The sequence below is a fragment of the Pseudomonas farris genome, from assembly GCF_019145235.1.
Lineage (GTDB): Bacteria > Pseudomonadota > Gammaproteobacteria > Pseudomonadales > Pseudomonadaceae > Aquipseudomonas > Aquipseudomonas farris.
In genome coordinates, this window is record NZ_JAHSTV010000016.1 from 41,023 (window position 1) to 54,707 (window position 13,685).

Below are 13,685 nucleotides of genomic sequence, written 5' to 3' on the forward strand. Positions count from 1 at the left end.
GAATGGAAAAAATATTTTACGCTGCAGACGCATATGTAAGTACTTACGCTCAAGGCGCCGACCTCATAATTGTCAAATCGAATGATGGCATTATATATGGCGCTTCCTGCGAATTTGATATATGCACGAAAGACATCACTAAAGTCGCCATCCCAAAAGGAGGCGTTTTTGATGAAAATGATAAAAAATTCGCAGAAGCCGAATGGATAGAATACACCGATGACATTGGAACCATTCCGGCCGGCTGGGAAGACATTGTAAACGCAGGATTATCTGATTATATTTCCGGATACCAACTTGAAAGTGAAGTTGGCATCCATAGATTCAAAAAATAAATTCAGAAAAAACTACAAAGCGACTACAAAGACTGAAAAGGAGACAGATTTATTTTCTACACGCTCATGAAAATAAATCTGTCCCCTTTCGCCCTCAAAACTAGAGCTAACTCACCAACGATTCATCCCAGATAGAAAAATAACTGGTACACCAAACCAAATCCCATCAAGACTGCCCAAGTAGATACAAAATGAAAAATCTTCCGCTCGACGGCCATTACATATACAAAAAAACTCCATGGATAAATTGGAAAGAGCTTCTATATGGATTCGAGCACGGCTTTATAGATGAAAAAGGAGTATCGGAATACGCCTGTGAAACCCTAACAGAAAAATCCTCACAAGAAGCAATTGAGCTCGCCTCATTGCTACCTCAAGAACATTATTTGGCAAGCGACTTACTCCAATCCCTGGCAGATAAGGACCTCTCACCAGCAACAGACACCACCAAACCTTGGATTTTTTTATTACTTTCCTTTTTACTTGAGCATCAAGAAGACTATGAAGATCCGCTTGAAATAGTTGAAGAACTGTACGCAGACTTTGACTACCCAGAAGAAATTACCTCTTTAGTTAGATACATGCCTGCCCCCGAAGGAGTCGAAGGATCCGAAGAGCGGCTATTTGAAAATTGGAAAATTGCCTTATCAGCTTACAAAGATTTCTTCGAACAACAGAACAGATCCATTTAATAAGAATCAAAAAAGAGGACAGCTTTATTTTCTATGCACCTGAAAGCAAACCTATCTCACTTTGGCTCTTTATTTGCTGCCAAAATTCGTTCACAGGAGAAGCATTCAATAAATGACCCCAAGAAAAGTCTGGTGGGGTCTGGAAGCGAAATCGTATACAGAAATCGCGCAGGAGTTCCCTACAAACGACGACTCCTTACGCAGATGGATTGCTATATACGCGATATATCATTTAAATTTTACAAATAGATATCCAGGAGAGTTTTATTATAAATTCCTGGAAGATGCAAAAAACTCAAAATATGTAGTAATAGATTTCACAATACCAAAGTTCATAATTGAAACAAGGGATAGCATTGGAAGCAGTGACACCGCCATTATTAAGTGTCAAGCTCTTGAAACCGAAGAAGAGATAAATGACTACCTTCAAGAGAACAGCATCGATCCAGAGCTATTCACTCCACCTTGGACATGTGACTATCCGCTAGATTGAAAAGGAGACAGATTTATTTTCTACACGCTCATGAAAATAAATCTGTCCCCTTTCGCCCTCACATCTATTGGCCAAATCAATTTTAGGAGCAAAATGAACGACCGAAAAATCATCCCGCGAAGCGTTTGGTACGGACTCGAAGGTACAGGCTATGACAAAATCGCACAAGAACTTAAATCTGTAGATCCATTACTGCGCAAATGGATTGCCATATATGCAATTTACAAATTTGAATTTTCGCCAGACGACCCTTTTCAATATTATGACTTCATAAGTTCATCAAAAAATTCACGCTATGCAGCAATAGAATTCTCAATACCAATTGAAACAATAAAAACAAGCGACGGTATTGATGACCGAGACATTACAATAACAAAACTTGAAACAATGGACTCGAAAAAAGAAATAAATCTCCTTCTAGAAAAAAGCAATATTGCTCCGGAGCTTTTCACACCGCCGTGGCGATGTGACTACCCCCTATAAACTTACAAACAATTATAAAAGTCATACATAAAAGTTAGAAACCTATTTTTTACGCACCCATGAAAACACCCCCACCCTTTTGGCTACTTTTCGAATGAACACTAAAAAAATCATTGAGCTTGGCGGAACAATCACATTTGATGACATCTCCCACCTCAATCAGTTTATTGACACTTCGATGATCGTTGATGATTTAAAGGAGGACCTATTCCAAGCCGCCTTCCCCCATGATCAACTTATTGACATAGGCTGGCACCCTGAATTCTGTGAAAACGGCACATTTAGAATTTCTTTAATTAAAGCTTATGACTGGGAGCACCCAGTTTTCAGCGAAAAAGCAAAAAACTGGACAGGACTAAACAAAGCAATTTCCGATGCTTTAAACAAACTAGAAAAATGACCACCCGAGAAAACAAATGGACAGGTATTTTCTCTGCGTGCTCGCGAAAACAAATCCGACTTCTTTTGGTTTTTCATAATAAAAAATGCTAAATACAAATAAAAAAATCATAATACCCGGAGAGTCCGCACTCGAAGCACTAGCAGAGATAGAGTTTATCTTAATCTCTCCACATAAAATGGGCAGCTATTATAGTGACAAACCTATTGCAGACTACCAACGCGCGACAACCTATTTTATAGACAACGAAAAAATCACACAAAAGCTCGCCAAGGTACGACGAATACTTAGCGCGAGCTTTGATAACACGCTTGGCGAAGACGATATGGGCGACATAGAAAGACACATGAAAAACATTGAATTCTGGAAGCCTTAACCAAAAATAGAGAGCTCATCTTCTACGCTAGGGATCTCCCTTCTTTTTAGTTAGCCTTAAGCCAAGAAAACGAGTATCCCCTTTTTACTGTATCTCCCCCCTCAGCTAGGCCTAAAGGATCAAAAAATGAAATTCTGGAACGATATCGACGGCAACATCTTTTTCAACCAGGTTTTCAAGACTCCCGTAGAGATTGGACTCATTGAACTTTTCACCGTAAATATCGACAACAACAGACCAACGATAATACTGGAGTTTGACATCAAAGAACTCCCTGACGCCCCTCCCGAAAAATGGAAAAAGGCTGAATTCAACACATGCCGCATCGGTTTAAACTGCAGCGAAATCAGCAGCTTGATGATCAAAAATATACCTACAAAAGAAAAACTTAGTATACGAATCACTCAGAGCGGAAATCTCTTCACGATTCATGCTTCGAACAGCAGCTCGATAATTGAATTCACAACAAAATCTCCGCTACTTTGTGGACCCTCGGTTTATATGAACGATAAAAAACCCGAACTCACTTAAAACCAAATCTGACTCAATTTTTCAGCCCCTCGGGACGCCTGACAAGAGCACCGGACATTTCCCACAACCCCCATCGCCACCCATGAACTTGTACACCCTCTCCTCCCCAGATAACCTCCCCCAGCCGCTGCAACTCAGCGACCGGTTTTGACAGACCGAACACGATCAAGGCATGCAAATGCCGCTTTGCGGCTCCATTGTTTCAGGAGCTTCACGATGAAAAAATTTCCACCTGACTCCCTCGCCAGCCAAGCAACCCAACGCACCATCAGCGCCCGTCTCCGCGACCCAAAAAATCCTGACCCCACCAGCCACGTTTTCACCCTCCTCCCCAACATCAACACCGAAACCCTGCTAAGCCACGCCTGCGAAACCCTCGCCTCGCTCAACGTGCTGACTACCGACTTTGCCTGCGAGCTCGAAGGCTCGCACCGCAGCCTGGCACTATCGATTCAGCAATTGGCCGTGCTGGGTGAATTGTTGGTGAACAGGGCGCTGGACAACCTCGACCCACCCGGTGGGGCGTCCGACACCCAGGAGGTGCAGCCATGACTCGATACATGCCGATTACCGGCATCGACTGCACGATCCCGTCCCTGCTGATCGACACTGAAGCGCCTGTCGACGTGTTGCACGACACGGCGGCGTATCGCATTCGCAGCGTCACTCAACTGTTGGAAACTCTGTCTCTGGGCGAGGCGCTTGGTGGTGATGCTGCGCTGTTGCAAGAGTTTGCGCGGGTGTTAGCAATCCAATTGCGTGATGGCTGCGATTTGCTGGATGTGGTCGGGCGGCGGTTACGAGCGCAACTTTAAATCATCAATAAAAATGGGCGACCCAAGGTAGCGTCGCCCATTTTTATATCCGCAACTTTTAAACACCACCTCCCAGACTTACGCACGCAGCACTTCGCAAGAGTTTGTTAAAAACTGTCTTTAAACTTCTGATCAATCCAAAAAAACGACTCAACATCGCGAGCACAAAAAACCGTCTCTTCGGTCAAGTAACTTCTCACCGCCTCACCTGAAAACCGCGAAAAACAAAACCATGGTTTTCACCTCACCTTCAAACTATACTTCCGCGCGCAGTATGGAGGCTGTGATAAATGTTCAAACTCAGGCGAAAAACATGGGCTTTACTCTTGGTCTACATCGTAGGTGTCAGTGGCTATATCTACTACCTCTACGTCGAGACTCAAGGAGTCCTCACTGAAAACATTAATAACAAATTGCTGCATGCTGCGTTGGGCGCTTCGGCCATCCTCGGCGACCGCTACCATGACAATCTGATCGACAAACAGTCCAAATCGGAGACAGAAGACTGGAATTCCATTCAGCGGCTCTCCAGCTTCAACGAGTCCATGGGCACCGCCTTTGTCTACAGCGTAGTCAAGCGCGCGGGTGAAGCTTATCTGGTCAGTTCCAGCGCATCGAAAAAAGAAATTCAAGAGCAGAATTTCGTACGTTTTTTCGATCCCTATCCGGATGCCAGTCAGGCTTTGCTCGACAGTTTCGAGCGCACCGAACCCACCTGGATCGACTACTCGGATCACTGGGGAGACTTTCGCGCCGTCTTCGTCCCAATGAAATCGCAGGACGGTACGATTTATGTTACTGGCGCGGAGATTACGTTGGCGGACTACTACCACCAACTTAATCAGGACTCCCTGCACCATATCATCCTGGCCATTCTGGTATTTCTCGCCCTCAGCCTTTTACGCATGCGTGCTCATCTCCAGCAATTGAAAATAAACGAACAGGTATTGAATCAGGCAAAAAATGCCGCCGAGGACGCTGATCGTTCAAAAACCAGATTTTTGGCCACCATGAGTCATGAAATCCGTACGCCCATGTACGGTGTTATCGGCGCGACCGAGTTGCTGGCGAGGTCCGCCCTGAACCCCGAGCAAAGCAGTCTGCTAAGAACGATTAATACAAGTGGACGAGCCCTGCTGTCTCTTATCGACAACATTCTCGACCTTGCAAAAATCGAAGCGGGCAAACTTGAATTGAAACCTCGTGTTTTCGAAGTGAGAGCATTGGTTTTATCCAGTATTGAAATGATCCGACAAAACATTCAGGACAAGCCAATAGCACTTGAGGTCCAAGTCTCACCGGACGTACCTTCCCTGGTCAAAACCGATACCGATTGCCTTCGCCAGATATTGCTCAACTTGTTGGGCAATGCGGTCAAATTCACCGAAGCCGGAACGGTATCGCTCATGGTCACGACTAGCGGTTACGGCCCTCAAGCCCGACTCGACTTCTCTATACGCGATACCGGCATAGGTATCCCCGCGGAACGGCAAAACAGCCTATTCAAACCCTTTACTCAGTTCAAAGGGCCGGCCAGTCAACGCTTTACCGGGAGTGGGCTAGGTCTTTCAATCTGCAAAAATCTGGTCGAGGTGCAGCATGGGACTTTATCTTTCACCAGTCAGCCTGGCGTCGGATCGACGTTCTCCTTCTCACTCCCCATGGAGCTTTTTTCAGTCTCGGAAATACCCATCGGGGACGATCATGCAGTGGTGGGTTTCGACTCATCTTTTGCCGGGGACTACCCGTTCGATATCCTGCTGGTGGAAAACCATCCAGTGAGTCAGAAAGTTGCCATGGCGATGCTACAGGAGTTGGGCTATACACCCGACCTTGCGTCAGATGGCCTGGAGGCGGTCAATCAGTGTATGACTTCGACTCCAGATATCATTTTTATGGATATCAACATGCCTGTTATGGATGGGCTAGCGGCCATTCGTGAAATCCGCAAACTACCATTGGGCGATACTTGCTACATCGTTGCTTTCACCGCGAGCGCTTTTTCGAGCGAGATAGAGCGTTTCAGGGCCGCGGGTGCCAATGACGTTTTAACCAAACCGGCGAACTTTATGGCCTTGACCCGAGTGCTTCAGCGTGCGGCCAACTACCGGCAGCAACTCCAGGCCAGCACTCCGGTAGTGGATGCAATTTAAGGGCACATTCGCAGCGTGACTCAACGGTTGGAAACGCGTTCCCTGGGCGAGGCGCTTGGCGATGGCGATGACGCTGCGTTGTAGCAGGCATTTGCGCGGGCGGCGGTTGCGGACACAGCTTTAAATCACCCAATAAAAATGGGCGACTTCAAGGTCGCCCATTTTTTATGTCCGAAACTTATAAACATTGCGTTCCAGAGGAGGTGTTCGCCCAGTGTAATGGCCTGGCAATCCATGCACCGGTAAAGAGCCCTGACACCGGGCGAACGGGAAGGATTTTAATAGAATTTGGCCGATATGTCCTCGGTATAAACATGAAATTTATGCACGTAATATTTCGTAAGTTTTTGCTAAAAAAACGGATACAAACTTCTAAAACTCACCAGTTCGACCATTAAAAATGATTGTTCTTATACAGTTATTTGCACAAGAACAATCAATACGTACAAATAATGATCAGCTTGGTCGCTGGCTGGCGACTTTCAGCACAGCGGTATAGATCACCACAACGCTCTGTTCTACGTTCAGATCTTTCATTTTCGCCTGCATAGACGCTACTCAGGGAGTGTTCGCAGTTTCTTGCGCGGTGGATTCGCCGCTTTCTGTGCCCTTGCCGCTTTCCTTGCGCCGGGTCGGGTCGGTGGGGCGCAAGGCGTCGTTGTCGCGCTCGACTTCGCCTGGTGGCCGGGGCTCGTCGGGGTTTTCCGAGGGGGTGGTCGGTTTGGGATTCATGGGGTTTTCCTCAGGCTTCGGGATCGTCGACTTCGTGGGCGACGTTCACGGCGGGCGAGTCTTTGTGGGATTGATCGGCCTTGGTTTTGAGGATCTGCCATTGATCGAGGTCGATGGCGCCCTGCCCCAGCAGATCGTCGGCGATGCGCAGCAATTCGCTGTAATGCGCGTCGGGAGATTGCTGCCAATAGGCCTTGTCGTCGAACAGCCGCTGCCAGGTGGCAAGGGTGGGCGGTTTGAGGTCGTCGCTCATGGCGGGCTCCCGTGAAATGGGCTTCATTACGTAGGAAAACGGCGTGGCGGCGAGAGTTCCGGTTAATACCCGGTCATCTCCAGATACCCCTGCCCGCCATGACTGCCGCTGAGCCGCACCGGTCCTTCCCAATAGGGGATGCGCAAGTCCATCCAGGCCTTGGGGTTGAGGGCGCTGATGGTGATTTCGAGGTGTTTGGCGGGGATTTTGATCGACCAGCTCACGGGCATCGAACGCCCGGCCACGTTGGCGGTGTCTTGAGGCGTGAGGCTGATGTCGTCGGCATGCAATAGCTGCGTCTGGCCTTGGGAATCGATCCAGGTGCCGGTGAGGTACGGCGCGCCGTCCTTTTGCCGCATGCGGTAGAGCATGACCTGTTCGCCACTGTCCAGGTGCAGGGAGAACCAGTCCCAACCGGTCTGGTTGGCGGTCAGGGGTTGGCTGCTCCACTCGCGATCGAGCCAGGCAGGGCCGCTGACAGTGTAGGTTTTGCCATCGATTTCCAGGGTGCCGCTGGCCTGGAAAAACGGCTGGCTGTAGTAATACGAAGCCTGGCCTTGTTCGGATTTCTGGCTGAAGCCTTTGTCGCCCTGAAGCACCAGCGGACGTGTGGAGGTCAGTCGAAGCTGGTAGCTGAAAGCCTTGTCGCGGGCGCTGAGTTGCAGGTCCGCCAGAGGCTCTTCATGGGTGGCCTGACTGCTGAAACGCCAGTCGTCGATCCATGCGTTGAACGGCGCCAGGCTCACGCCGGCCTGGCCGACGCCGCCTCGGGCGTAGCGTTCGGCGGCATAGTGCGCCGTGGCGGAAGTCACCGCCGCATGGCCCAGCCAAATGGTTTGATTGCTCCAGCCAGATTGTTCGGGAGTCGCTTTCAAGGCGCTGCGAAACAGCGTCCATTGCGCGCCGAATTCCTGGCCCTGATCGTCCTTGAGGTTGGCGGTGACGTACCACCATTCGATGCGAAAGCCATCGTGCGGGCCGTGGTCTGCCGGGAAGCTGAACACCCGCCCGGGCACCACTGGGGTAAATGCCTCGGCCTGATGACCGAGGCCGGCGAAGCCTTTTTCCGGCGCAGGCGTGTTGTCGCATCCGCTCAGCAGCGCGGCCAGTAACAACACGCCGAGCTTAATCTTCATGAGCAAACGTCCTCAGCAGATCCGCCGGTTGCGTGCGATACAGCGAGTACAACGGCCACGCTGAAGCGAGCAATGTTGCGAGCAACGCCAGGCCCATCAACTGCAACAATTGCAGTGGAAACACCCGCAACGGCAAGCGCCAGCCGAACGCCTGAACGTTGATCACCGTGTCCAGGCACCACGCCAATGCGATGCCCAAGGGCAATGCCAGCACCAGCGTCAGTACCGCCAGCAACCAGGTTTGCCCGAGGTTCAGTAGCATCAATTGGCGACGGGTTACGCCCAAAGCCCACAGCGGCGCAAGTTGTCCGAGGCGGCTCTGGCTTTGGGTCAGCAGGCTGATGAACAGCGCCACGCCCGCGACACAAAGCGTCAGGCTATTGAGCGCGGCGGTGGCGGCAAAGGTGCGTTCGAACACTTGCGTGGACCAGCCCTTGAGCCGGGCCTGATCGACGATGCGGCTGTCGTCCAGGGTGAAACGGGTTTGCAGTGCGGCCAGGAATCCGGGAATCGACGCCGGTTCGATGCGCAGGTTGAAACGGTTGGGCGTCAATTGCGGCCAGCCGCGCAACAGGTGATTGATGTTGACCAGCAGGTGGCCCTTGGGATTGCCGTAGTCGGCGTAGATCCCGACGATCCGTGGTGACCATGGGCCATTCGGCGTGGGAATCGTCAGTTGATCACCAAGGCGTACCTTCAACCGCCGCGCCAGTTGCTCGCTGAGCATCAACGCGTCGTCCTTGGCCAGTCGCTCCCAAGGGTTGTCACCCAAGGCTTCCAACAATGGCCAATGCTGACGATAAGTCGGGTGATCGATCACGCCAAAGACATCCGCCGGCCAGCCCTGCAACTGGATCGACACCTGCCAGTTCGGGAGCACTGCGGTGACTTGAGGTTGTTGTTTGAGCCAGGTGTGCAGTTCTCGAGCCTGGGCGGGATTTTGCGGATTGAGGTACAGCTCGGCGGTCAGGCGTTGTTCGAGCCAGTTGCTGAACGTCTGACGGAAACCGGCGGTCATGCTGCCGGCGCCGATGTTTGCCGCCAGCGCCAACAACAGCGCCATCAAGGCCAGGCTCAGGGCCGGCAGTTGCTGGCGGCAGTCGGCGAGAAACCATTGACCGAGCACCGAACGACTGCGCCCAAGCACCCAGTTGAGCACGCTATTCAACACCACCGGCAAGGCCAGTGCGGCGCCGATCAACAGGGCGGCCATCAGCACGAAACCGCTGCTCAGGCTGTCGCCGAAGATCAACGCCAGCAACGCGATCACCGCAGCCATCGCCGCGACCCAACCCTGGCGCCGCAACCAGCGCGCGTGGGCTTGGTGCCAGGCTTGCGGATTGGCCAGCGCCAGCAACGGCAGACGCGCCGCACGCAGCAAACTGTTGGCGCCGGCCAGCAAGGCGCCGAACAGGCTCAGGCCGATACCGCTGAACCACCACAGCAGACTTAGATTCAATTGCCCCGGCACTTCGGCGCCGTACAAGCCGCGCAAGCTGGCGGCGACGTCCGGCAACAGCACACCCGCCAACAGGTAGCCGCTGACGACACCGGCGATACCACCGATCAGCGCCAGCCCCCCCAGCTCGACGGCGAGACAGGCAATCAACATGCGCGCACTGACTCCACAGGCGCGCAGGGTTCTGAGCAAGCTTCGGCGTTGCTCCAGCGCCAGGCCGATCGCCGCGTGGACGATGAACAGGCCGACCACGAACGACAAAAAGCCCAAGGCATCGAGGTTCAGGTGGAAGCTCTCGGTCAGTCGCGCGAGATTGTTTTCTTCGCCACTGGTTTTGAGCTGGAGTTGGCCCTTGAGCTCATCAGGCAGGGGCGCGCTGAAATCCTTGGGCAGCAGCAGCCGTGACAGTTGATCGGGCAATTGCAGAATCTGTTGGGCGAAGCCGATGTCCACCAGCAACACGCCGGGCGCCATGTCGGTCTGGGCACGCAGCGGCGGCAAGGTGATTCCGCTCTGGGCCACCGGGGTTTCCCCTTCGTGCAAGCCCAACGCTTGTAAAGTCTGCGGTGAAATCCAGGTGCTGCCCGGCGGGGTGAAAAACTCGACAACCTGCTCGATTGGCAACGACCGCCCGGCCACTGCGGACCCGGCCGGCAGCGACACCGGCTCAATGCCCATCAACTGCAAGCGCTGGTCTTCATGGCCCTTGAGCGTCACCCGACCTTGCAACACGGGCGATACCGGCCAACCCGCACGACGCAGGTCGACAAACACTTGCTGGGAAAACACCCCTCCGCTGGGTGCACTGAGGCTGGCTTGCGGTTCGCCGCCGATCAGTTGACTGGCGCGGGCGTAGCTTTCTCGCGCCTGGCTGTTCAGCGCTTGCACGCCGGTCAGCAGGCTGGTGGCGAGCCAGAGCCCGGTCAGCACACTGAAAAACTGCACCGGATGCTGGCGCCAATGGCTGAGCAGCGCCCGCAACGTCTCGCGAAAAACCCGCACCTCAGCGCTCGTCCGCGCCAGCCAGACGGCCGCCGTGCAGCACCACTTTGTCTGCCAACCGCGCGGCGACCCGTGGGCTGTGAGTGACCATCAACAAAGTCGTCGGGCTATCGTCGAGCAGCTCCAGCAACAACTTCAACACCTCATCGCTGGTGGCTTCATCGAGGCTGCCGGTGGGCTCGTCGGCCAGCAGCAGTTTGGGTTGCGATGCCAGGGCGCGACCTAATGCGACCCGCTGCTGTTGCCCGCCGGACAGTTGCTCCGGATAGCGCCGCAGCAAATCTCCCAACCCAAGGCGCTGCACCAGATGCGCCTGCCAACGTGGATCGTGGCGCCCGGCCAGACGTGCCTGAAACGCCAGATTGTCTTCAACGCGCAAACTGCCGATCAGGTTGAACTGCTGAAACACCAGACCGATTTCGGTCCGCCGCCAGTTCGCCAATTGGCTCTCGTTCATCTGCTCCAGCCGATGCTCGCCACTGCGGATGCTGCCGCGATCGACCTTGTCCAGCCCGGCGATCAGGTGCAGCAAGGTGCTCTTGCCACTGCCCGATTCACCCATCAGCGCCAGGCTGCTGCCGGGCTTCAACGTGAGGTCGACGCCTTGCAGCACGGGCAATGGGCCTTGGGGGGTGGCGTAGCTTTTGAAGACGCCCTGGACGTGAAGCATTAAGGGGAAACTCTTTTGATGAGTGGGGGCAAGGGTAGAGAGTACACCCGATAATCTTGGGTTGAACGGTCTGACGTATTCGCGAGCAAGCCCGCTCCCACAGGGATGCCGGTGTACGCAGAATCTGTGTACACATCGATCAAATGTGGGAGCGGGCTTGCTCGCGAAGTGGCCGGCTCAGCCAACAAACAACCTCACTGCCCCACCGCCACACTCGGCACCACCCGCCCCGGCGTCACAATGCTGTTCAGATCAATATGCTTCCACTCAGGCTTGGCCCCCAACCGCGCATTAAACCGATAGTTAAAGGTGAAATCGTCCCCCGTCGGCATACTCAGCGGTTTGCCATACACCGCCTCAATCCCCGCCAGGTCATAACCCATCACCTGCAGCAACGTCGGGAAGATGTTGTAGTGACTGGAGCGATCCTTGTTGGCCGGCAACTGCGCCTGCCAGTCCAGCGTCTTCAAACCGCTGCCCGAAATCACCACCAACGGCACCAACCCCTCCTCCTCCACCGGATCACCACCGCAGTGAGTATTGAGCCCAGGGTTACCGCGCTCGTGCAGATCCTGCCCATGGTCCGAGGTGTAAATCAACAGCGCACGGCTCAAATCCGCCTGAGCGAACACCCGTGCGAAAAACTCGCCAACATTCCACAACACAGTATTTTTGTAGGCATTGCGGTACAGCAACCAATCATCTGGCTGACCGTCGAAACCATCGCGTGTGCCCATGTCCGCCACTTCGACAAACTGCCCACGGGGCAATGTCGGGCGGTAAGCCATGAACGCATCCGGGTACTTGTCGTGCACCGGAAAATGCGCACCCACCTTGTTGATCACCACCAGCTGCGGCTCACCGTCGTTGAGCAGATCGATCAGCTTGGCCGCCGCTGCCATGTCGCGGTCACGCACGCTGGTCTGGTCGAATTGCACGAACTCGTCGATGTCCTTTTTCTCGGCAGCGTTCATCAGGTTCTGCAAGTTGCCAGCAGTGCGTTGGGAGTCGATGTAAACGGTGCGCAGCCCGGCGTTTTTTGCGTACTGCCAGATCGACGGCAGCGTGCTGTTGATCCGCATGTAGTCGGCGCGGGTGCCACCGTAACGCAGCGTGACATTGGTATCGGCGCTGCAATTGGCGATGGACGCCGCGTAGCCGTAATTGAAAATGTCCACGCCCGGGCGCGGTTCCTTGAGGTTGCTGTGCACACCGAACGGCGTGTTGATGTCCAGGTAGTTGCCGGAAATGCTCTCGTCGATGATCAGCACAATGTCGTGCCCCACCGGCTGGTCGATGCGCGTCAGGCTCACCGGTTCCCGCGGGCCGACGGTGTTGTGCAGCGCTTCATAGGTGAACAGATTCAAATAGGCCAACGGGGTGTACATGATCGGCAAGCCACGGGCACCCTCGCCGGCCCGCACGAACAGCACGGCGCTGAGCATCAGCACCCCCAGCACTGGCGCCGCCACCAACAACGCACCCGGTAATGGCACCCGTCGACGCGGCTTGAGCCCAATACCGAACAGCAGCAACAAACCACTGACTGTCCCGCTGATGATTGCATCGCGGTACTGGTACGCCGCTTCTTGAATGAACCCACCGGAATACACCAGCGACACAAAACTGCTGTAGGTCATGTAACCGGCAGTCACTTGTGTATAGACGTCGAAGAACACCGCCGAGCCAAACATCGCCAACGCGAACAGATGACGAATCAGCGCCTGGCGGATGTAAGCGGTCATGAACAACGCCACGGTCAGCACGACGAACATTGCGCCATACAGCACCATCGGGAAACCGATGCCCAGCGCACTAAGACGATCGAGGTAGTAGTCGTAATTCTTGAGCAGATACAGAACCAGCAGCAGTTCTTTGAGGTAATGGATCATGGTGTTTACAGCACCTCCGGGGCCAATGCATTGTCGGCCATTTTCTGACACTAGCACCGAGCCCTCGAAGCGCAAGAAATGCCGGTTTTTTTCCTAAAGCGTCAAAAAAACGTTGCCTCAAATCTGACACACTCAAGCGTCTGTAACCCTTGTGTTTCAAGCCTTACGACCGTTTATCGTTTTCTTCAAACCGTCAGAAACCCCTCAAAACCGCGGCAAATCCAGCAGCGGCAAGCACTTGATGGCAAATAGCCCGTGAAATC

At 53.3% G+C, this 13,685-nt stretch carries 14 protein-coding genes; 8 read left to right on the forward strand and 6 right to left on the reverse strand.

Going from position 1 to position 13,685, the window contains the following annotated elements; genetic code table 11:
* The first annotated feature begins 2 nt into the window (after window positions 1–2).
* The 8 genes from KVG95_RS27070 to KVG95_RS27105 all read left to right on the forward strand — a co-directional run bounded on the left by KVG95_RS27070 (window position 3) and on the right by KVG95_RS27105 (window position 6,278).
* Window positions 3–335, forward strand: a complete 333-nt coding sequence (locus tag KVG95_RS27070; protein WP_217858580.1) for a hypothetical protein — start codon at window positions 3–5, stop codon at window positions 333–335.
* Window positions 336–526: 191 nt separating this feature from the next.
* Complete coding sequence (locus tag KVG95_RS27075) at window positions 527–1,027, forward strand: DUF2247 family protein (RefSeq protein WP_217858581.1); 501 nt, start codon at window positions 527–529, stop codon at window positions 1,025–1,027.
* A gap of 586 nt (window positions 1,028–1,613) precedes the next feature.
* Window positions 1,614–2,003 carry a hypothetical protein gene (locus KVG95_RS27080; protein WP_217858582.1) on the forward strand — a complete coding sequence of 130 codons (390 nt, stop codon included), beginning with the start codon at window positions 1,614–1,616 and terminating at the stop codon, window positions 2,001–2,003.
* Between the two features lie 94 nt (window positions 2,004–2,097).
* Entirely contained in the window at window positions 2,098–2,403 is a 306-nt protein-coding gene (locus KVG95_RS27085; protein ID WP_217858583.1) for a hypothetical protein, read from the forward strand.
* Window positions 2,404–2,905: 502 nt separating this feature from the next.
* Window positions 2,906–3,310: an Imm50 family immunity protein gene (locus tag KVG95_RS27090; protein WP_217858584.1), complete on the forward strand. Its 405-nt coding sequence runs from the start codon at window positions 2,906–2,908 to the stop codon at window positions 3,308–3,310.
* Window positions 3,311–3,526: 216 nt separating this feature from the next.
* Entirely contained in the window at window positions 3,527–3,862 is a 336-nt protein-coding gene (locus tag KVG95_RS27095; RefSeq protein ID WP_217858585.1) for a DUF6124 family protein, read from the forward strand.
* Entirely contained in the window at window positions 3,859–4,125 is a 267-nt protein-coding gene (locus tag KVG95_RS27100; RefSeq protein ID WP_123721104.1) for a hypothetical protein, read from the forward strand. Before KVG95_RS27095 ends, KVG95_RS27100 begins: the two co-directional genes overlap by 4 nt.
* A 290-nt stretch (window positions 4,126–4,415) precedes the next feature.
* Window positions 4,416–6,278: an ATP-binding protein gene (locus tag KVG95_RS27105; protein WP_217858586.1), complete on the forward strand. Its 1,863-nt coding sequence runs from the start codon at window positions 4,416–4,418 to the stop codon at window positions 6,276–6,278.
* Between the two features lie 558 nt (window positions 6,279–6,836).
* Here KVG95_RS27105 and KVG95_RS27110 read toward each other — a convergent pair.
* From KVG95_RS27110 to KVG95_RS27135, 6 genes are all read right to left on the reverse strand, one after another.
* Window positions 6,837–7,010, reverse strand: coding sequence for a hypothetical protein (locus tag KVG95_RS27110; protein WP_217858587.1), 174 nt, complete (start codon window positions 7,008–7,010; stop codon window positions 6,837–6,839).
* Window positions 7,011–7,020: 10 nt separating this feature from the next.
* Complete coding sequence (locus tag KVG95_RS27115; protein ID WP_052965204.1) at window positions 7,021–7,263, reverse strand: hypothetical protein; 243 nt, start codon at window positions 7,261–7,263, stop codon at window positions 7,021–7,023.
* A gap of 62 nt (window positions 7,264–7,325) precedes the next feature.
* Complete coding sequence (locus KVG95_RS27120; RefSeq protein ID WP_217858588.1) at window positions 7,326–8,399, reverse strand: lipocalin-like domain-containing protein; 1,074 nt, start codon at window positions 8,397–8,399, stop codon at window positions 7,326–7,328.
* Window positions 8,389–10,860 (reverse strand): ABC transporter permease, encoded by a 2,472-nt coding sequence (locus KVG95_RS27125; RefSeq protein WP_217858589.1) that lies wholly within the window; start codon window positions 10,858–10,860, stop codon window positions 8,389–8,391. Before KVG95_RS27125 ends, KVG95_RS27120 begins: the two co-directional genes overlap by 11 nt.
* A 1-nt stretch (window position 10,861) precedes the next feature.
* A complete protein-coding gene (locus KVG95_RS27130; protein ID WP_048394989.1) occupies window positions 10,862–11,530 on the reverse strand; it encodes an ABC transporter ATP-binding protein in 669 nt (222 codons plus the stop codon).
* Window positions 11,531–11,724: 194 nt separating this feature from the next.
* A complete protein-coding gene (locus tag KVG95_RS27135; protein WP_217858590.1) occupies window positions 11,725–13,422 on the reverse strand; it encodes a sulfatase-like hydrolase/transferase in 1,698 nt (565 codons plus the stop codon).
* Window positions 13,423–13,685: the final 263 nt, after the last annotated feature.